The organism is Leucobacter salsicius M1-8 (assembly GCF_000350525.1).
Lineage (GTDB): Bacteria > Actinomycetota > Actinomycetes > Actinomycetales > Microbacteriaceae > Leucobacter > Leucobacter salsicius.
The window spans coordinates 385559-403533 of the sequence record NZ_AOCN01000015.1 but is presented as its reverse complement, the minus strand read 5'-3'; the positions used below and the strand labels follow the sequence as shown (position 1 = coordinate 403533).

Annotated in this window: 18 protein-coding genes and 1 pseudogene; 10 read left to right on the top strand and 9 right to left on the bottom strand. The window is 63.2% G+C overall.

The features are described from left to right. Positions 1–52: 52 nt before the first annotated feature. From C795_RS17190 to C795_RS0107045, 3 genes and pseudogenes are all read left to right on the top strand, one after another. A pseudogene (locus C795_RS17190) lies at positions 53–1274 on the top strand (IS3 family transposase). A gap of 46 nt (positions 1275–1320) precedes the next feature. After that, entirely contained in the window at positions 1321–1560 is a 240-nt protein-coding gene (locus tag C795_RS17185) for an FAD-dependent oxidoreductase (RefSeq protein ID WP_332248478.1), read from the top strand. Positions 1561–1705: 145 nt separating this feature from the next. Further along, complete coding sequence (locus tag C795_RS0107045; RefSeq protein WP_017793054.1) at positions 1706–2779, top strand: LLM class flavin-dependent oxidoreductase; 1074 nt, start codon at positions 1706–1708, stop codon at positions 2777–2779. 90 nt (positions 2780–2869) lie between these two features. On the opposite strand, the gene C795_RS0107040 is transcribed toward C795_RS0107045, so the two are convergent. Genes C795_RS0107040 through C795_RS0107015 form a run of 6 tightly spaced genes read right to left on the bottom strand, consistent with a single transcriptional unit; the run spans position 2870 to position 9260 of the window. After that, positions 2870–3934, bottom strand: a complete 1065-nt coding sequence (locus C795_RS0107040; protein ID WP_017793053.1) for a C45 family autoproteolytic acyltransferase/hydolase — start codon at positions 3932–3934, stop codon at positions 2870–2872. 44 nt (positions 3935–3978) lie between these two features. Continuing rightward, on the bottom strand, positions 3979–4809 hold the full coding sequence (locus tag C795_RS0107035; protein ID WP_020380565.1) for an ABC transporter ATP-binding protein: 831 nt from the start codon (positions 4807–4809) through the stop codon (positions 3979–3981). Further along, a complete protein-coding gene (locus C795_RS15435) occupies positions 4806–5657 on the bottom strand; it encodes an ABC transporter ATP-binding protein (RefSeq protein WP_017793050.1) in 852 nt (283 codons plus the stop codon). The genes C795_RS0107035 and C795_RS15435 overlap by 4 nt, the downstream gene beginning before the upstream one ends. Further along, positions 5657–6604, bottom strand: coding sequence for an ABC transporter permease (locus C795_RS0107025; protein WP_017793049.1), 948 nt, complete (start codon positions 6602–6604; stop codon positions 5657–5659). The genes C795_RS15435 and C795_RS0107025 overlap by 1 nt, the downstream gene beginning before the upstream one ends. After that, on the bottom strand, positions 6604–7551 hold the full coding sequence (locus tag C795_RS0107020; RefSeq protein WP_017793048.1) for an ABC transporter permease: 948 nt from the start codon (positions 7549–7551) through the stop codon (positions 6604–6606). The genes C795_RS0107025 and C795_RS0107020 overlap by 1 nt, the downstream gene beginning before the upstream one ends. 47 nt (positions 7552–7598) lie before the next feature. Further along, positions 7599–9260, bottom strand: coding sequence for an ABC transporter substrate-binding protein (locus C795_RS0107015; protein ID WP_232225453.1), 1662 nt, complete (start codon positions 9258–9260; stop codon positions 7599–7601). Between the two features lie 193 nt (positions 9261–9453). On the opposite strand from C795_RS0107015, the gene C795_RS0107010 reads away from it, so the two are divergent. Then, the gene (locus C795_RS0107010; protein ID WP_033349219.1) at positions 9454–10497 is read left to right on the top strand and encodes a LacI family DNA-binding transcriptional regulator; all 1044 of its coding nucleotides are present in this window, start codon (positions 9454–9456) and stop codon (positions 10495–10497) included. Positions 10498–10543: 46 nt separating this feature from the next. Beyond that, on the top strand, positions 10544–10756 hold the full coding sequence (locus tag C795_RS0107005; RefSeq protein ID WP_017793045.1) for a DUF1653 domain-containing protein: 213 nt from the start codon (positions 10544–10546) through the stop codon (positions 10754–10756). A gap of 230 nt (positions 10757–10986) precedes the next feature. Here the strand turns inward: C795_RS0107005 and C795_RS0107000 are convergent, their stop codons facing one another. Continuing rightward, on the bottom strand, positions 10987–12201 hold the full coding sequence (locus C795_RS0107000; RefSeq protein ID WP_017793044.1) for an NADP-dependent isocitrate dehydrogenase: 1215 nt from the start codon (positions 12199–12201) through the stop codon (positions 10987–10989). 251 nt (positions 12202–12452) lie between these two features. After that, positions 12453–13232, bottom strand: coding sequence for a glucosamine-6-phosphate deaminase (nagB, locus tag C795_RS0106995; protein WP_017793043.1), 780 nt, complete (start codon positions 13230–13232; stop codon positions 12453–12455). Positions 13233–13492: 260 nt separating this feature from the next. On the opposite strand from nagB, the gene C795_RS0106990 reads away from it, so the two are divergent. From C795_RS0106990 to C795_RS0106970, 5 genes are all read left to right on the top strand, one after another. Further along, positions 13493–14572: an ABC transporter ATP-binding protein gene (locus C795_RS0106990; RefSeq protein WP_017793042.1), complete on the top strand. Its 1080-nt coding sequence runs from the start codon at positions 13493–13495 to the stop codon at positions 14570–14572. Positions 14573–14605: 33 nt separating this feature from the next. Next, the gene (locus C795_RS0106985; protein WP_232225452.1) at positions 14606–15514 is read left to right on the top strand and encodes an ROK family protein; all 909 of its coding nucleotides are present in this window, start codon (positions 14606–14608) and stop codon (positions 15512–15514) included. 108 nt (positions 15515–15622) lie between these two features. Continuing rightward, positions 15623–16075, top strand: a complete 453-nt coding sequence (locus tag C795_RS0106980; protein WP_017793040.1) for a GNAT family N-acetyltransferase — start codon at positions 15623–15625, stop codon at positions 16073–16075. 3 nt (positions 16076–16078) lie between these two features. Further along, positions 16079–16999 carry an EamA family transporter RarD gene (rarD, locus tag C795_RS0106975; RefSeq protein ID WP_017793039.1) on the top strand — a complete coding sequence of 307 codons (921 nt, stop codon included), beginning with the start codon at positions 16079–16081 and terminating at the stop codon, positions 16997–16999. Beyond that, a complete protein-coding gene (locus tag C795_RS0106970; RefSeq protein ID WP_017793038.1) occupies positions 16996–17334 on the top strand; it encodes a metal-sensitive transcriptional regulator in 339 nt (112 codons plus the stop codon). Before rarD ends, C795_RS0106970 begins: the two co-directional genes overlap by 4 nt. A 49-nt stretch (positions 17335–17383) precedes the next feature. Here the strand turns inward: C795_RS0106970 and C795_RS0106965 are convergent, their stop codons facing one another. Further along, positions 17384–17818 carry an adenylyltransferase/cytidyltransferase family protein gene (locus tag C795_RS0106965; protein ID WP_017793037.1) on the bottom strand — a complete coding sequence of 145 codons (435 nt, stop codon included), beginning with the start codon at positions 17816–17818 and terminating at the stop codon, positions 17384–17386. Between the last annotated feature and the right edge of the window lie 157 nt (positions 17819–17975).

The window sequence follows — 17975 nt, the reverse complement described above, 5'->3', positions numbered from 1 at the left end:
TGATTTGGCCTGGGTTTAGTTCCGACCTTTCATCAAGGAAGATTGGAACATCATGCCCAAACCATACGAACCAGAGTTCAAAGAACGCGCACTCCGCATGCTCGCCGAAGCGCTCCCCGAGCATGCGAGCGTGCACGCTGCGAGCAAGCATGTCGGAGGGCTGCTCGGCATCTCACCTGACACGCTCAGAATCTGGCATCGACAAGCGCAGATCGATACCGGCTCAAAGCCCGGCGTGACGACTGATATCGCTGCCGAGAACCGTCGCCTCCAGAAAGAAAACACGGAACTGCGCAAAGCGAACGAAGTCCTCAAAGCCGCGAGCATATTTTTCGCGAAGGAACTCGACCAGCCACGAACGAAATGATCCGATTCATCGACGAGCATCGTGATCGTTTCGGGGTCCAGTTCCTCTGCCGTACGCTGCGTGCGGCAGTTCGTGGATTCCTCACGTCACGCGGATATCGGGCAGCGAAGAAACGACTCCCCTCCGCCCCGTCAGCTCCGTGACGAGATCCTTGTTCCCGAGATCAAGCGACTCCACCATCAGCATTACGGTGTCTACGGGCGCCGCAAAATGCATGCCCTGCTGCGACGCGAGGGCTGGGAGATTGGCCGTGACGCCTGCGAGCGGCTCATGAAACTCGCTGGATTGCGGGGCGTGCGACGTTCTCGGCAGGCTTTTACGACGAAGAGTGACCCGGCAAACCGGCTGCCAGGTGATCTCGTCAACCGGAACTTCACTGCGACAGCTCCCAAGCGGCTCTGGGTCGTCGACATCACATACGTCGCGACGTGGTCTGGGTTCGCATATGTGTCGTTCGTAACTGACGTGTACTCGCGTCGGATCGTGGGCTGGAACGTAGCTGCGACGCTGAAGGCTGAAGTGTTGCCGTTACAAGCCCTCGAGATGGCAGCATGGCAGGCCGGCGGCAGTCTTGAGGGGCTCGTGCATCACAGCGATCACGGCTCAACTACATGTCGATGGTCTACACGAACCGGGTCGCTGAGCTCGGCGCGATCCCGTCAACCGGGACGGTCGGCGATAGCTACGACAATTCGATGGCTGAAGCAGTGAACGCGCTCTACAAGGCTGAACTTATCCGGCAGCAAGGACCCTGGAGAACGGTCGAGCAGGTTGAATTCGCCACGTTGAAGTACGTGTGGTGGTGGAACAACAACGTTTGCATGGGGAACTCGATATGCGCACCCCTGCAGAAGTGGAAGCGGCGTACTACGCTGACACTGAACCGGTGCCGGAACTCATCCGGTAACGGACAAACCGGTCGGAACTAAACCCAGGCCAATTCACTCGAAAGCATCCGCTCGAACGCCGAAAACCCGGCTCTCACTCCTGTCGCGATGTCTACCTATGACTGGTCGAAGGATCCCTACGCTCGAGGTGCCTATCCCGGCCCCTTCTCTCGTCGCGGAGGGCTCACCGACCCCTTGGGAGGAGTACTGTTCTGGGCCGGCATGACGACGAGCACCATCCACTCCTCGCGAGACTCAGGAGTGACCGCGGCAAAGGCGCTACTCGCCACGACGGGCAAGAACTAGCTTCCCTGGCCGTACCGCGCAGGATCATGAGTTAACGATTAGATTTGGCGGTTGTTGTGGTTATTCCCACAAGTAACCACCACAGCCACCGAATCGATCGCGCCTGCCATGGAATACTCGGCCTCCCCAGGTCGTTGACCCCTGCATGACCGAAACCAATGCAGCACCCGCGCCCGCCAAGTCCCTCAGTGCCGTGCAGCTGGGGCTCGATACGTTTGGCGATGTCACCGTTGATGCCGACGGCTCCCGCACGCCGCACGCGCAGGTGATCCGGAACGTGGTCGAGCAGGCCGTGCTCGCCGACCAGCTGGGCGTCGATGCGTTCACGCTGGGCGAGCATCACCGCGATGACTTCGCGATCAGCTCCCCCGAGATCATCCTCGCGACGATCGCCGGTCGCACCGAGCGCATGATGCTCGGCACCGGGGTCACGGTGCTCTCGAGCGACGACCCCGTACGCGTCTACGAGCGGTTTGCGACGCTCGATGCGGTGAGTAGCGGGCGAGCTGAGGTCATTCTCGGTCGTGGCTCATTCACCGAGTCTTTCCCACTCTTTGGTTACAACCTCGCCGACTATGACGAGCTGTTCTCGGAGAAGCTCGAACTGTTCGGGCGCCTGCGCAGCGAGGGCCCCGTGACCTGGTCGGGTAAGCACCGCAGCGCACTCGTCGATCAAGAAATCTACCCAAAGACCGAGCATCCCCACGGCGTCAACGCCTGGATCGGCGTGGGCGGCAGCCCGCACTCGGTGCTGCGCACGGTGCAGGTCGGCATTCCCATGATGCTCGCGATCATCGGCGGCGACCCCGCGCGGTTCTTGCCGTTCGCGAATCTGTATCGCGAGGCGCAGCAGGAGCTCGGCCGCGACGCCATGCCGCTCGGCGTGCACTCCCCCGGCCACATTGCAGCGACGGACGCCGAGGCCCGCGACCAGCTGTGGCCGCATTTCGAGGCGAACCGCAATCGCATCGGGGCCGAGCGCGGCTGGCCCAGCACTACGCGCGCTGAGTTCGAGCACGAGGCCAACTCCGGATCGCTGTACGTGGGGTCCCCCGAGACGGTGGCCGCAAAGATCGCCCGTACCGTGCGACTGCTCGAGGCCGATCGTTTCGACCTGAAGTACGCTAGCGGCACGATGCCGCACGCCACCCTTATGGAGAGCGTGCGTCTGTTCGGCACCGAAGTGATGCCGCGGGTGCGGGAGCTGCTGGCAGATTAACACCCGGCCCACAGATGGGGCGCGACGAGGTAGTCATGAGCAACTACCGCGCCACGCCCCGTCCGTGACAACAATGCAAGACCGCGAGCCTCACACGGTGAGGGTGCGCCAGGAACCGGTCACGGCATCGGTGGGCATGCCGTCGAGGATGCGAATCGTCCGCGCATCCGGATCGGTGATGATGGTGGCGAGCGTCGCCCACCGCTCGCCGAAGGTCTTCGACATGTCGGCCTGGCAGGTCAGGGGCGGCTGGCCCTCGCCCGAAACCAGCAGCTCGATCATGGCGGCGGTTGTGTCTGGCGTCCCCGAGCCAATGCGCTCTCGCACGAGCTCGAGTCGAGCCGATGAGTCCGGTTCGTACACCTCGCTCTTTTGCTCAGCAAGCGGCACCGCGTTTTGGAAGTGGTTAGTGCGCTGCACCGAGCCCGCGACCTCGGGAATCACGAAAGCGCCAGCTGGGCTCATCTCGACTGATACCGCCTGGGACGCGTCGAGCATGGTGAACGCCGAGGACGAGGCGATCGGTGCCTCACGAATCAGCGCGATCGCCTCGTCCACCGAAGCGCACTCGGCGAGCACAATGCTCGACAGCACGTGCATTGGCACACCACCAGGGCCGTCCTCGCGATGCCCCAGAATGTTGAAGTGCAGCGCCAGCCCCGCCTCATTCACGCCAATCTTCGACAGGATGCCCTGCTCAGTGAGCCCGGCATAGCGGTACCCCGGTCCCAGTACTTGCTGGGTGTGCCAGTACTGGTCGAGTTCAATGTGCCAGTCCCAGGTCTGCACGCCGGTGCGGTGTCCGTCAAGCACCGCAGTCACAGTCGAGCACTCACTCGAAGCAGAGTGTCCCATCGCAATGATCTCGGTGCGCGCGTTCAGCGCGACCACGTGGGCGAGGTCGATCTCGGCACCCTCGGCGATACCTTCGAACTCGCCGATGATTTCGGGGCGCCAATCGTTCAGCACATCGAGGACGTGCTGTGCACCATCACGCTCCTGCGCTTCGCTGACGCCAAGCAAGCGAAACAGTTCAGCGTACTTCGCGTAGCCGCCTGCGAGTGTGGAGCGTAGGGCCGTGCCACGGGCCAGGCCGAGCTCGCGCCGCGAGGGTGCCGAGATATCAAGGTGCAGTCGTGAGTTTGGGGTAGTCATGCCGTTATTGCTTTCTGAAGTGGTGAGTGTTCGGCCAGGCCGGGTTAGGCTTCGGCACCGAGTAGCGCCGCACGCAGGCCCCGCTGTGGCTTCCAGCCAGGGCGCGGCGCCGATGCGATGAGCAGCTTGGTGTACGGGTCACGGGGCGCATCGAGCACCTCATCAACCGTGCCGCGTTCGATAATCTGTCCCTTTCGCATTACCACGACGTCATCAGCGATGTCACGCACCACTGACAGGTCATGCGTAATAAAAAGGTACGACAGGCCGTGCTCCTCTCGGAGTTTCTTGAGCAATTCGAGCACCTGGGCCTGCACCGAGACGTCGAGCGCCGAGACGGCCTCGTCAAGCACGATGATCTGCGGCTCCGCCGCAAGTGCCCGTGCGATCGCGACGCGCTGCTTCTGCCCGCCCGACAGCGCAGAGGGCTTGGCGTCGGCGTGCCGTTCGGTGAGCCCGACCTCAGCAAAGAGTTCGAGCACGCGGGCCCGGCGCCCTGCCTTATCGAGATCCGGCCGATGTGCTTCGAGCATCTCGTTGATGGTCGCAGACACCGGCAAGGATCGGTTCAACGATCCCTGCGGATCCTGAAACACCATCTGCACGAGCTTCGCACGCTCGCGCAGTTCACGCCTGGCAGTCGTGGGCTTCACGTCACGACCAGCGATACGAACTGTGCCCGAATCAGGCGATTCCAGGCCGACGACGACTCGGGCGAGAGTCGATTTGCCCGATCCGGATTCTCCTACGATCGCGAGGCAGGTGCCCGCGCGCAGTTCGCACGAAACGTCGTCGAGCGCGGCGACGCTCGCCTTGCGCGAGAGGTGAAAGGTGCGCTTGAGATGCGCGACCTCGATGATGGGAGTCTCGTTCATGAGCGCGTCTCCTCTCGATCGGCAGTGGGCTCCACGGCCAGGAATGCCGCGGCGGGGTGACCAGCGGGGTACAGCAGCGGGCGTGCCGCCATGAGCTGACGGGTATACTCAGTCTGGGGGGTGTCCCGGATCTGGTCTGGGGTACCGATCTCGAGGATCTCGCCGTTCTTCATGACCGCGAGGCGGTCACACATGGCAGCCGCAAGGTCGAGGTCGTGCGTCACGAAGATCATCGACAGGCCGTGCTCTCGACGCATTTCGTCGAGGATCGCGGCGACTTCGGCCTGCGTGGTCACGTCAAGAGCGGTCGTGGGTTCATCGGCAAACAGCAGTTTGGGCTGGCCCGAGATCGCGCCCGCGATCACGACGCGCTGCAGCATGCCACCCGAGAGCTGGTGCGGATACGAGTTCAGCACGCGCTCAGTGTCGTCAATGCCGACCTGACGCAGGAGATCTGCCGCCTTCGCACGAGCCTCGGCCTTGGGCATCGAGCGCGCGTCACTCATCCCCTCGACGAGGTAGCGACCAACGGGCAGCACTGGGTTGAGCGCACCGTGAGGGCTCTGCGCGATGAGCGCGAGGTCGTTGGCGCGAATGTGGCGCAGCTCTTCGCCCTTCGCCGCAAGCAGGTCGACGCCGTCGAGTTCGATCATGCCGTCGACGCGTGCACCCGCGGGCTCGATGCCCAAGATGCACTTGATCGTCATCGACTTGCCCGACCCAGATTCACCCACGAGTCCGAGGGACTCGCCCTGGGCAAGCGAAAACGAGTTGCCGTGCAAAATCTCGGTGTCTTGCCCTGTATCGGGGTCAGTCACTGTGAGAACTAGGTTTGAAACGTGAAGCATTAGCGCGTCCTTCCCGCAGCACGGCGCCCGCCGAGCTGTTCACCGACGTACCCGAATGCGGCGACGGTAATCACGATCATGAGGCCAGCAAACACGCTCTGCTCCCAGAATCCCTGTTGCAGTGACGCCTGGCCGTTCGAGACCATCAGGCCCCAATCGGGGGTCGGCGGTTGCACGCCGAGGCCGAGGAACGACAGCGCAGCGAGTTCGATCATGGCGTAGCCGAAGTTAATGGTCATGCCGGTGAGAATCTGCGTGCGCACGTTTGGCAGAATGTGCCGCACTGTGATGATGAAACCCGAGATGCCCTGCAGCTCGGCCGACGACACATAGGGCAGATTGCGTTCACGCAGCGCCACCGAACGAATCACTCGGGCGGAGTACGGGGTGAACCCGATCGCGAGCGCGATTGAGGCGGTGATGAGCGACGGCCCGAAGATCGCGATCGCGAGAATCGCAAGCAGCATGTTGGGGAATGCGAACAGGATGTCGAGCACCCGGCTGATCAGAGCGTCGACCTTGCCCCCGAACCACACGGCGGTGAGGGCGAGCGTGGTGGCGAGCACGACAGTGACGACGATCACGATCGTTGGGCCGATGAGGCTGGTACGTGCACCCCAGACGATGCGCGACAGGATGTCGCGGCCCGACTGGTCGGTGCCCATGAGATGCGCGAGACTCCATGCCTCGTGTCGGGCGGTCACGCTGCCCTCGAACGGATCGTAGGGAGCGATGATCGGCGCGAAGATCGCCATCAAGACGACGAGCACGATGATGACGGCGCTCACAACGCCCACCGCGCCGAGGCGCTTCATGAGCACCCGCCATCCGGTGACGGGCACGTCGTTGCGGTGCTTGCGTAGCAGCTGCACCGAGACCGTATCTTGCGCCTTCGTGTTGGCGCCCGGCTTGTAAAAGCTCTGCTGCTGGTCAGGTTGCTTCGACATTATGCGGCCACCTTTTTACTCAGACGAACTCGGGGATCGATGACCGCGTACAACAGGTCAACGATGAGGTTGATGAGGCCGAAGGCCAGCACCATGATCAGGGCGATCGCCTGCACCACGGCAAAGTCTTTCTTTTGCACCGAATTCACGAGCAGCGACCCGATGCCGTCGAGCGTGAACGCGTACTCGATCACGAATGCGCTCGCGAGCAGGCCCGCGATCTGCGTGCCGAGCACCGTCGATACCGGCAGCATCGAGTTGCGAATGGTGTGGCGCCACAGCACGATCTGCTTGGGCACTCCGCGGGCGATCGACATGATCACGTGCTCCGAGCCCTGCTCCTCCCGCACCGCAGTGCGGGTGATGCGCGCGACCACGGCGATGCCGGGGAATGACAGCGCGATCGCTGGGAGGGTGAGGTGCCAGATGCGATCTGTGAATCCGGATCCGGATCCGGAGACCGGAAACCATCCGAGATTTGAGCCGAACAAGAACATCAGAATCAGGGCTGCAAAGAACGTGGGCACCGCGAACCCGAGGTTCGAACCGAATACAACGAGCTTCTCGAAGACGCCGGACCGCGTGGCAGCGAGCACGCCGAGACCCACACCGAGGACGATGATGAGGAGCGCCGCATAGCCAGCAAGAAACAGGGTGGTGGGCAGGCGTGACGCGACGAGCGTCGTCACATCCTGCTGCGTGAGCAAGGAACGGCCGAGGTCCCCCTGGAACACATCGGTGAGCCAGGTCCAGTACCTCAGCAGGAAGGGATCGTCCAGCCCATATTGCGCGCGGATCGCCGCGAGCACCTCGGGGCTCACCGTGCGCCCCTGCACGAGAAACTGCTCGGGGCTACCCGGAGCAAGATACATGCCTGAGAACACGATAAAGCTGGACACAATGAGCACGGCGGCAAGCGCGCCGAGCCGTTTGAGAACGTAGATCATGAACGATCCCTTCCTGCGGGAATCACAGTTGGTGCCGGGTGCGCGGGTTACTCGGCAGCGCCGAGATCAGCGGCCCACGGGTAGTACAGGTAGACGAACGAGGCGGGTGCACCCGTGATCGCGTTGTCCATGTACATGCGCACGGCGAGGTCGTTGACCGGAACCCAGGGCTGAGCTGCCATGATGAGCGCTTCTGCCTCTACCGTGAGCTCGGCGCGCTTCTGCGCGTCGCTCTCGCCGATCGCGGCGTCGAGTGCTGCGTCGACCTTGGGGTCAGAGAAGTTCGCGTAGTTCTGGTCGCTGCCGGTCTTGGCAACGCTGATCAGGTGCAGCAACGGGTCGGGTGCGCTGAGGTAGTTCGTCGTCACGAAGCCGTCGAAGCCCTTGCGTGCCTCGGGGTCCGAGAAGAATGCACCGAACTGTGCGCTGGGCACACCGGTCGGTTCGAGAGTAATGCCGAGTTCCTTGGCCCCGTTAGCCATCTCGTTGAGGATGTCGGCGTAGAAGCTGCGCTCGCTCGGGTACGCGATCTTGATGGGCTTCGACAGGTCAACGTCAGCTGCCTCGAGCTCCTGCTTCGCGGCCTCGATGTCGAAGCTCAGGTCGGGGAGCTTTTCGTCGCGCAGCTCGGCGACGCCGTCGATGGCATCCCATGCTGACTGCGGTACAACCGAGCGCGAAACGGTGCCGGTGCCTTCGTAGACGGTGTCGGCGATGGCCTGGCGGTCGGTGGCGCGGGTGAGCGCGCGACGCACTGCCGGGTCACCAAACAGGCCTTCACCCGTCGAGATGATCGCCATGTCCTGCATGCCCTGGCCCGCGAAGAGCGTGCCAGTCGAGCTCGAGCCCAGCTGTCCGAGAGCGGGCAGTGGCACGTCGTAGCTACCCTGAATCTCGCCGGTCGACAGACCGTTTGCGATGGCCGTCGGGTCGACGACAAAGCCGATCTCAACCTGCTTCGACTTGGCCTGCCTGTCTTCGTTCCAGTAGCCGTCGAAGCGGTCGAGCGTGATCGACTGCCCCTGCTTCCAGTTACCCGGCGTGAACTGCAGTGGACCGGTGCACATGACGCCGGTGTCGGGGTTGCCGTAGTTTTCGCCGGCAGCTTCACGCTGCTCCTCCTGCGCGACCACACCGATAATGGTGCTGAGCGAGGACGGGAAGGTGTAGTCGGGGGTGTTCAGCGAGATCGTAACCTCTGAGTCGCCCGTCTTTTCAATGCTCTTGATGTTGGCGACGACGCCACCACCCCAGTAGCTTCCCTCAGCGGGGTCAATGTGACGGTTGAGCGAAAACATCACGTCTTCAACGGTCATGGGGCTGCCGTCCCAGAACGTCACGTCGTCGCGAATGCCCAGCTTCCAGTCGGTGCCGTCGGTGGTGTCTGCGCCGGTGGCCAGGTTGGGCTGTACCGAGAAATCGGGCTGCATCTGGAACAGCGACTCGCACAGGTTCGCCACGATGGTGTTCTCGGGGTAGTTGAACGCCTTGACCGGGTCAAGGCTTGCCAGCTCACCGTAGGTCGAGTTCCAGGTAACCTTCTCGGCCAGGCCCGTAGCGGCAGGCGTGGTCTGCAGTAGCCCGGCGGAAGCGTTGGCGTCATCTTTCGCTGCAGTGTCGCCGCCCCGGCTACCCGAAGCACAGCCGGCGAGCGCCAGCCCTGAGATCGCGAGAAGGGCGATTGCGGCCCTTGTCGGTGCAAGTTTCACGTTGTTCTCCATTCGAAGTTTCATCTTTGAATCTCCCTGAGCCAGCGCACAGCCGACCGAGGACCCACACTGGATGCTAGCACCCAAAACGTTTTGTGAAAAACGTTTTGTTTATCACGTTTGCATAACGAGCTCGAGGTTCTCCGCTGCGTCGGGGCCCGCCGCACACTCCCCGGGCGGGTATCCTGGGGAAGTGCAACGAAGCGGAAGGCCCACAATCAAGGACGTCGCAAAGGCGGCCGGAGTGTCTCCAACGACCGTTTCACATGCCCTCAACGGCAAGGGCGTGGTGCGCCAGGAGACCATTGCGCGCATCGAACAGGTCGCCGCAGAGATTGGCTACCGCGCAAGCCCTATTGCGCAAGGGCTTCAGAGTTCTCGACTTGGATTGCTCGCGCTCGTGATCCGACCGCTGCACAGTCTCGACACTTTCCTGCCAGTTGGCGTCGACTACTTTCTCAGGCTCGCGGGCGCCGCTTCGCTCGCGGCCATGGAACACGGCTACAGCATGATGCTTGTCGATGACCCTACCCGCCCCGACGCACCACTCAGTGCCACCGCCGCTGACGCTTACATCGTCTCCGAGCCGTTCGCAAACGACCCCGTGCTCACGATGCTCGCCGACCGCAACATTCCATTTGTGTCGATCGGCTCCGACCCAGCACGACCGAACCAGTTCGTGGAGCTTGCGACGCGCGACTGGGAGGAAGCCACGTTCATCTTGGACCACCTTGAAAGTGCGGGCGCGCAACGGGTTGCGCTTCTCACTGGCACCGATACAAACTCCTGGAATCGCGAGTCGGAGCGCGCCTATCTGGATTGGTGCGCGCAGCGCGGGCAAACCCCCAACATCGCATCGTTTCCCGAGGTGGAGGGCGAGCAGGCGGGTGCGGCCGCGTTCGCACAGTTCTTCGGCGACGGAACCGGCGACGGGCCAATCCCGCCAGACGGGATTCTGTGTCTCACCGGCCGCCACGCGGCGGGCCTCAACGCTGCCGCCGCCGAGCACGGCGTCAGAGTACCCGAAGACCTCGTCCTCGCGGCGGGCTCGGGTGCAATCCAGAATCGGCTCTCGAGCCCTTCAGTAACCACCCTGGACCTCCACCCCGAAGATATTGCGGCCCGCGCTGTCGAGATCGCCGTGCGGCTGGCAGAGGGACGCCCGCTCCCCGCCCCACTCGAGGTGTCCCACGCAACACTCGACATTCGCCAGTCCACCACCCGCACGAAGGCCTAAAAGCGCTACCCCTTCACCCAATCCACGAGCCGATAGGCTTCGGTGCATGAACGAGGTTGAACCGGGAATCTACGAGCACTTCAAGGGCGCACGGTACGAGGTCGTCGGTACGGGCAGGCACTCCGAAACTGAGGAACCCCTCGTGTTCTATCGCAAGCTCTACGATGACTACAGCTTCTGGGTGCGCCCACTCGCAATGTTCAACGAACATGTCGAGCGTGACAGCTACAGTGGCCCGCGATTTCGCCGCATCGCGTAGAAAGCGCCCCGCTTGAAGCACCAAACCGGCGTCAAGCATCAATGTTTCACGAAAAGTAATCTCTTACGCGAGATTGATGCTGCTCGCGTGATTGGAGATGGGTGCGGGACCCCCAGCACACAACAAAGGGGGCCAGCACCGAAGTGCTAGCCCCCTTTGTGTCCCTGCAACTCGCCAGCTCGCGCAGTGGCGCGACCACGCCCGGCCGCAAATCGCTGACGCGTTTTGCCTTAGGCCAGGCGTGCAGCCAGGTTCTCGTCGATCGACGCGAGGAACTCCTCGGTCGTCTGGTAGCCCTGTTCGGGGCCGACCAGCAGCGCGAGATCCTTCGTCATCTTGCCCGACTCAACAGTCTTGATAACGACATCCTCGAGCGTGTGTGAGAAGTCGATGAGCTCCTGGTTGTTATCGAGCTTGCCGCGGTGCGCGAGGCCGCGCGTCCAGGCAAAGATCGACGCAATCGGGTTCGTCGAGGTGGGCTTGCCCTGCTGGTGCTGGCGGTAGTGGCGCGTCACGGTGCCGTGTGCGGCCTCTGCCTCAACGGTCTTCCCGTCGGGTGTAGCTAGAACCGAGGTCATCAGACCGAGCGAGCCGAAGCCCTGCGCAACGGTGTCGGACTGCACGTCGCCGTCGTAGTTCTTGCATGCCCAGACGTAGCCGCCCTCCCACTTCATGGCCGAAGCGACCATGTCGTCGATGAGGCGGTGCTCGTAGGTCAGGCCCGCAGCTTCGAACTGCTCCTTGAACTCTGTGTCGTAGATCTCCTGGAAGATGTCCTTGAAGCGACCGTCGTAGGCCTTCAGGATCGTGTTCTTCGTCGAGAGGTAGACGGGGAAGTTGCGTGACAGGCCGTAGTTCAGCGATGCACGTGCAAAGTCCACGATCGACGCATCGAGGTTGTACTGCACCTGCGCGATGCCGTCACCGGGCGACTGGAAGACCTCAAACTTCTGGGGTTCGCCACCGTCCTTGGGCGTGAACTCCACGGTCAGGGTGCCTTCACCCTCGAAGCGGAAGTCAGTAGCGCGGTACTGGTCACCGAACGCGTGGCGGCCAATGATGATCGGCTTGTTCCAGCCGGGCACCAGGCGCGGGATGTTCGAGATGATGATGGGCTCGCGGAAGATCACGCCGCCCAGAATGTTGCGGATCGTGCCGTTGGGGCTGCGCCACATCTTCTTGAGGCCGAATTCTTCAACGCGCGCCTCGTCGGGCGTGATCGTTGCGCACTTGACGCCAACGCCGTGCTTCTTGATCGCGTGAGCCGCGTCAATCGTCACCTGGTCATCGGTCGCGTCGCGGTGCTCGATACCCAGGTCGTAGTACTCGAGCGTCAAGTCGAGGTACGGGTGGATCAGGCGATCCTTAATGAACTGCCAGATGATACGAGTCATCTCGTCGCCGTCGAGTTCGACGACCGTGCCTTCAACCTTAATCTTCGCCAAAGTATCTCCCAGTGTCGTGTGGTGTGAGCTCGGAGGCGCACGGCCGTATAACCGGCCGGGCGCGAGGGGCGAGCCGCGGCGGCTTGGCCGCGCCCGCAATGAGGCCCGAATGGGGGCCGTCGATCATTCTAGCCGAGAATGACCGAGTATCTCGGCATCGAGATAATTTGGCGCGCAGAATCGCGATCCGGATCACGCGCGTGCCCCGGATCTTGCGCCGTCAAGCGCGCTCGGCGCGCGCCCGGTGCGGCCTAGGCCGGAGCCAGCGCGCGGTGGTGCTGCACGTGGTCGTAGTAGTCGCGCAGCTTGAGCTTCGAGGCGGCGGCCTCGTCGATGATCACGGTCGCGAAGCGGTGCAGCTGCAGCGCGCTCGCGGGGCACAGGCTCGCGACGGGACCTTCGATCATTGCGGCCACGGCATCGGCCTTCGCCTCGCCCTGGGCGACCAGCAGCAGCCGGCGTGCGTCCAGAATTGTGCCGAGGCCCTGCGTCACGCTGTACATCGGTACTTCGTCAATCGAGTTGAAGAAGCGCGCGTTGTCGGCCCGCGTCTGGGGCGCCAGGGTCTTGAGGCGGGTGCGCGAGGCGAACGAAGATGCCGGCTCGTTGAACCCAATGTGCCCGTTCGCGCCGATGCCGAGCAGTTGGATGTCGATGCCACCGGCGGCCTCGATTGCGCGCTCGTAGTCATCGCAGGCGTCGCTGAAATTATTGGCAAAGCCGTTCGGCACGTGCACGCGAGCGGGGTCCATGCCCAACTGGTCGGCCACGGTCTTGCCGATCACGCTGTGGTAGCTCTCGGGGTGCTCGGGGTCGAGGCCGACGTACTCGTCGAGCGCGAACGCGCTCACATCGGTCATGTCGAGCTCACCCGCGCGAACCATCTCAGCGAGCGCTTCGTAGGTGCCAAGCGGCGAGGATCCTGTCGCGACTCCGATGACTGTGCGCTCCGTGCCGCGAATCACGTTGGCCATTGCCGCAGCCGCGTGAGCAGCCACTGCTGCCCCATCGGGAACGATGACGATCTCCACCTGGCCTCCTCCGCCTGCGCATTCAACGGGCGGGTGCCCGTCAAGACCGCAATCTTGCATCTAAACAAGCCCATCCTAAACGCTTCACCTGCGTCCCCCGCGCCAGGCGACACCGCGGGCGCGGGCGCAACGGTGCTCTTTCGCTCGCTTGACCAGGGTGTTACGCTGAGCGAGTCCAACGACGGACACCGGTGACTTTGTCGTCATCGACTTCTACAACGGATCGTCCGGCACGTACCTGCCGGTGGAGGAAAAGAAACATGGCTACTGTTTCGTTTGACGAAATTTCGTGCGTCTACCCGGGCGCTGAGCGCCCCTCGGTTGACAAGCTCAACCTCGAGATTGGGGACGGCGAGTTTCTCGTGCTGGTCGGCCCCTCGGGCTGCGGCAAGTCGACCACGCTGCGCATGCTCGCGGGCCTCGAAGAGGTCACGTCTGGCAGCATCATGATCGGTGACCGCGACGTCACCCACATGCCCCCCAAGGATCGCGATATCGCGATGGTGTTTCAGAACTACGCCCTGTACCCGCACATGACCGTCGGTGAAAACATGGGCTTCGCCCTCAAGATCGCTGGCGTCAACAAGGATGAGCGCGCCAAGCGCGTGCGCGAGGCCGCGCAGATGCTCGATCTTGAGGAGTACCTCGATCGCAAGCCGAAGGCTCTCTCGGGCGGCCAGCGCCAGCGCGTCGCAATGGGTCGTGCAATCGTGCGCTCACCCCAGGCCTTCCTTATGGACGAGCCGCTGTCGAACCTCGACGCCAAACTGCGCGTGCAGACGCGCACGCAGATCGCGTCGCTGCAGCGCCGCCTGGGCGTGACGACCGTGTATGTCACGCACGACCAGACCGAGGCACTCACGATGGGTGACCGGATCGTGGTACTCAAGGCAGGTGAGCTGCAGCAGGTAGGCACTCCGCGCGAGCTCTACGAGACCCCCGCAAACGACTTTGTTGCGGGCTTCATCGGATCCCCCGCCATGAACTTGTTCCCGGCCACGCTCACCGAGCAGGGCGTGCAGTTTGGTTCGACGATCACTCCCGTCGACCCCGGGGTCCGCGCGAAGGCGACGTCGAGCCAGATCACCGCCGGCGTGCGCCCCGAGGATCTGTCGCTCGTGCAGAACGGCGAACCTGGCCTCGAGGTCATCGTCGATCTCGTCGAGGAGCTTGGCGCAGATGGATACCTGTACGGCCACAGCGCCGACGAGCTCGGCTTCCAGGTTGTCGCCCGCGTCGACGGCCGCGTGCACCCGAGTGGCGGCGATCGCGTGACGCTCGCCCCCACCTCGGGGCGCCTGCACGTCTTCGACGCACAAACCGGCCTGCGCCTGAGCTAACGTTTCGACCGGGTCACGAAGGGCGTGGTGCAAGTGAGTACAACAATGCGCATTGGCATGGACATTGGCGGAACCAAGGTCGAAGCGATCGCGCTCGACGATAGCGGTGCCATCGCGGGCCATACCCGCACCGCCACCGTCCCCGGCGCAGACGGCATCATCGAAACCGCCGAATCCATTGTTGCCGAGCTCGCACGACAGACCCATCGTGACCCGCACGACTTCGCCTCGATCGGCATCGGGATTCCCGGTCAGATCGATCGCGCCCAGGGACTGGTGCGGCACGCGGTCAACGTTGGCATCGAATCGCTGCCGCTCGCTTCGTTACTTCAGGAGCGCGTTGGAGTCCCGGTCACAGTCGACAACGACGTGACGGCGGCAGCGATTGGTGCGGCACATCTCATGGGCTTGACCGGGTCGGTGGCCTACCTCAATCTGGGCACCGGCCTGGCCGCAGGCTTCGTGCTCGACGGGCGCCCGCTCCGCGGCGAGCACGACACCGCCGGTGAGATTGGCCACTTCGCGGTCGATCCACTCGGGCGCCTCTGCCTGTGTGGTCAGTTGGGCTGCCTCGAAACGGTCGCGAGCGGATCTGCGCTCAAGCGGTTCTGGGCGGGTGCGGGCGAACATCCCGGCAGGACCCTCATTCCCGCCATTGCGGCCGGTGACGCCGATGCTCAGCAGGCGTTTGACAATCTCGTGCGGGGCACTGCCACCTGCGTCCAGCTCCTCGGGCTCACGCTTGATCCGGGGACCATCGTGATTGGTGGCGGCCTGAGGCTCCTGGGGGACCCCCTGTTTGGGGCGATCACCCACCAGCTCGATGTGTGGGCTGACCGCTCCCCCTTCATTGCCCAGCTACAACTATCGGCCCGGGTTCAGCGGCTCGACGACGACTCCCCCGCGGCTGCAGCGGGCGCTGCGCTTGCTGCGATCCGGTAGTGCGATCCGGATCGCAATGCGTGGCAGCCGGGCAAGCGTGGCGGCCGAGGCCCAGAAGATTTAGCGCGTGACACTTGCAGGATTCGCTTTGCACGCTAGCCTGGGTTCATGAGCGATCTGAGACTCGAAGAACTGTCGGCTGCGACAATCGTGGCAGTGAACACCCTGGGGCTGAAGCCCGGCCAGGAGCAGTTCATCACGCCCGTCTCGTATGCAGCTGCTGCTGCGGTCACCCCAGCGCACACCGCATGGCAGCGGGTGGTGCTCGAAGACGATTACGTCGTCGGCTTCATCCACGGCAACTTCGATCCCGATGCAATGCAGGAGGAGTTTCGCGCGGCGCTGTGGCGCATTAACGTTGACGCCGATGCGCAGGGCAAGGGGGTGGGTACCTTCGCAGTGAACGCGCTCATCGAAGAGGCTCGCGCACGCGGAGTTGAACGCCTCACCGTGCTCTGGGAGCGTGGTGAAGAGGGGCCGGAGGAGTTCTTCCTCCACATTGGTTTTGTGCCGGTGGGCGAGACACCCTACGGCGAAATCATCGGCGCGATCGACCTCTAAGGAATGATCCGCGCGCTCGGGCAAGATGCGCGCGGCACGCTCGCATCAGTCGGCTCATCCGTCGCTTTCGGCGGCATTTACTTCCTCACTCCCCTGCTGCATCCTGCCCCGGCAGACTCCATCTGGGCGGTGCGCAATCTCATCACGATTCCCATCATCATGCTTGCGCTTGTGATGGCGCGGCAGTGGCACCTGGTCACGGACGTTCTTTCGCTGGTGCGGCGCAAGCCCCTGGTTGTGCTGGGCCTCCTCGGGTGCGGACTCATGATCGGCGCGCAGCTGTGGGTGTTTACCTGGGCCCCGATGAACGGTCGCGGGTTGCAGGTCGCGCTCGGGTACTTCCTGCTGCCCCTCGTGCTCGTGGTGGCCGGCAAGTTTCTTTACAAGGATCGGCTCGCCTGGTGGCAGTGGGCCGCCGCGGCGGTCGCGGCCGCAGGCGTCATCTTCGAGATCGTACGCGTGGGCGGAATCTCCTGGGAGACCCTGCTCGTCGCCTTCGGCTATCCCATGTACTTTGTGGCACGACGGTCGCTCGGCACCGGGCACCTCGGCGGGATGCTGTGGGAGTTCATCGTGATGATCCCGCTGGCGCTCGTACTGCTCAGCATCGAACTCACCTCGGGCTCGGCGCTTGATGCGAACCCGACGCTTGCATGGTCGGTTCCGCTCTATGCCGTGTGCGCAGGTGGCGCTCTCGTGCTCTACATCCTGGCATCACGACTCCTCACGATGAGTGTCTTCGGCCTTTTGAGCTACCTCGAACCAGCGCTGCTCATGATCGCGGCACTGCTCATTGGCGAGCAGATCGGTGGCCTGGAGTGGGGCATTTACGTCGCCGTTTGGATCGCGGTGTTTATCATTCTCGGCGGCGGCATCACCCGCCTCGCTCGCGCTCGGGGATCGCGTGTAAGGTTCTCATCATGAGTGAAGTAGCAGCATCCGCCGATGACGCCTGTGGCACGGGCGCGGGGTCGCACGACTCACACGGCTACATCGAGCACAAGGACGACCTCCTCAAGCGTCTACGACGGGCTGAGGGTCAGGTCCGTGGCCTGCACCGCATGGTTGAGAACGACGAATACTGCATCGATATTCTGACCCAGGTATCTGCCGCCACCAAGGCACTCGAGCGAGTCGCGCTCGCACTCCTTGATGACCACCTGCGTCACTGCGTCGCCTCAGCTGCGGCAGACGGCGGCGTCGAGGCCGCTGCGAAGCTCCACGAGGCATCTCAAGCGATCGCTCGTCTCGTTCGCTAGCTCTTCTCACACGCTAACCCGCCCATGCACTGCTTGCGCAGCGTGCCAGCTACGCGCGTCGTGTGGCCGGTGATTCAAGGGCCGAAATCGCCCGCCTGAGCGCCGTGCTTGACGTATGTGCAGTGTACGGAAAGTAGACGATCTTGACCCCGACGGCCGCGAATCGGTCTTCTAGCGCGGCTCCCTTCGCGGTTCCTCGCCAGTCGTCACCTTTGAAGAAGTGCGTGAAACGCAGGTCCTTCCAGACCTCGAGCTTGTCGGGCACACGTTCGACGTACACTTCATCGACGAAGCTGATGTGGCGCACGATCTCAGCACGCTCTCCCGTCGGAATTATCGTTTCGCATCCCTTCACCTCCAGCAGCATTTCATCGCTGACTACCCCCGCGATCAGGTAGTCGCACTCTTTGCTGGCGTGACGAAGAAGGTTGAGGTGACCGATGTGAAATAGATCGAATGCCCCTGCTGCATATCCAATGCGCATAGTGAGTGTCCCTGTTTCTGCGTTGAAAGCGGCCCCATTGCCGCCTCGTTGTCAGAGTAAGGCTGGCTCAAGCTGCTCCACATCGGCGGGATCTACGTATCGTGCCCCATGGTCAGTCTGTCTCCAACTGCGCTCCCAGGCTTCGCTGTCATCGCAG

What these genes read in the sequence shown, in the direction of transcription:
- C795_RS15435 (WP_017793050.1), bottom strand. Translation starts at nt 5,657, where the DNA reads ATGCTTCACGTTTCAAACCTAGTTCTCACAGTGACTGACCCCGATACA.
- C795_RS0107040 (WP_017793053.1), bottom strand. Translation starts at nt 3,934, where the DNA reads ATGACTACCCCAAACTCACGACTGCACCTTGATATCTCGGCACCCTCG.
- C795_RS0106970 (WP_017793038.1), top strand. Translation starts at nt 16,996, where the DNA reads ATGAGTGAAGTAGCAGCATCCGCCGATGACGCCTGTGGCACGGGCGCG.
- C795_RS0107025 (WP_017793049.1), bottom strand. Translation starts at nt 6,604, where the DNA reads ATGTCGAAGCAACCTGACCAGCAGCAGAGCTTTTACAAGCCGGGCGCC.
- C795_RS0107005 (WP_017793045.1), top strand. Translation starts at nt 10,544, where the DNA reads ATGAACGAGGTTGAACCGGGAATCTACGAGCACTTCAAGGGCGCACGG.
- C795_RS0107045 (WP_017793054.1), top strand. Translation starts at nt 1,706, where the DNA reads ATGACCGAAACCAATGCAGCACCCGCGCCCGCCAAGTCCCTCAGTGCC.
- C795_RS0107035 (WP_020380565.1), bottom strand. Translation starts at nt 4,809, where the DNA reads ATGAACGAGACTCCCATCATCGAGGTCGCGCATCTCAAGCGCACCTTT.
- C795_RS0106990 (WP_017793042.1), top strand. Translation starts at nt 13,493, where the DNA reads ATGGCTACTGTTTCGTTTGACGAAATTTCGTGCGTCTACCCGGGCGCT.
- rarD (WP_017793039.1), top strand. Translation starts at nt 16,079, where the DNA reads ATGATCCGCGCGCTCGGGCAAGATGCGCGCGGCACGCTCGCATCAGTC.
- C795_RS0107020 (WP_017793048.1), bottom strand. Translation starts at nt 7,551, where the DNA reads ATGATCTACGTTCTCAAACGGCTCGGCGCGCTTGCCGCCGTGCTCATT.
- C795_RS0106965 (WP_017793037.1), bottom strand. Translation starts at nt 17,818, where the DNA reads ATGCGCATTGGATATGCAGCAGGGGCATTCGATCTATTTCACATCGGT.
- C795_RS0106980 (WP_017793040.1), top strand. Translation starts at nt 15,623, where the DNA reads ATGAGCGATCTGAGACTCGAAGAACTGTCGGCTGCGACAATCGTGGCA.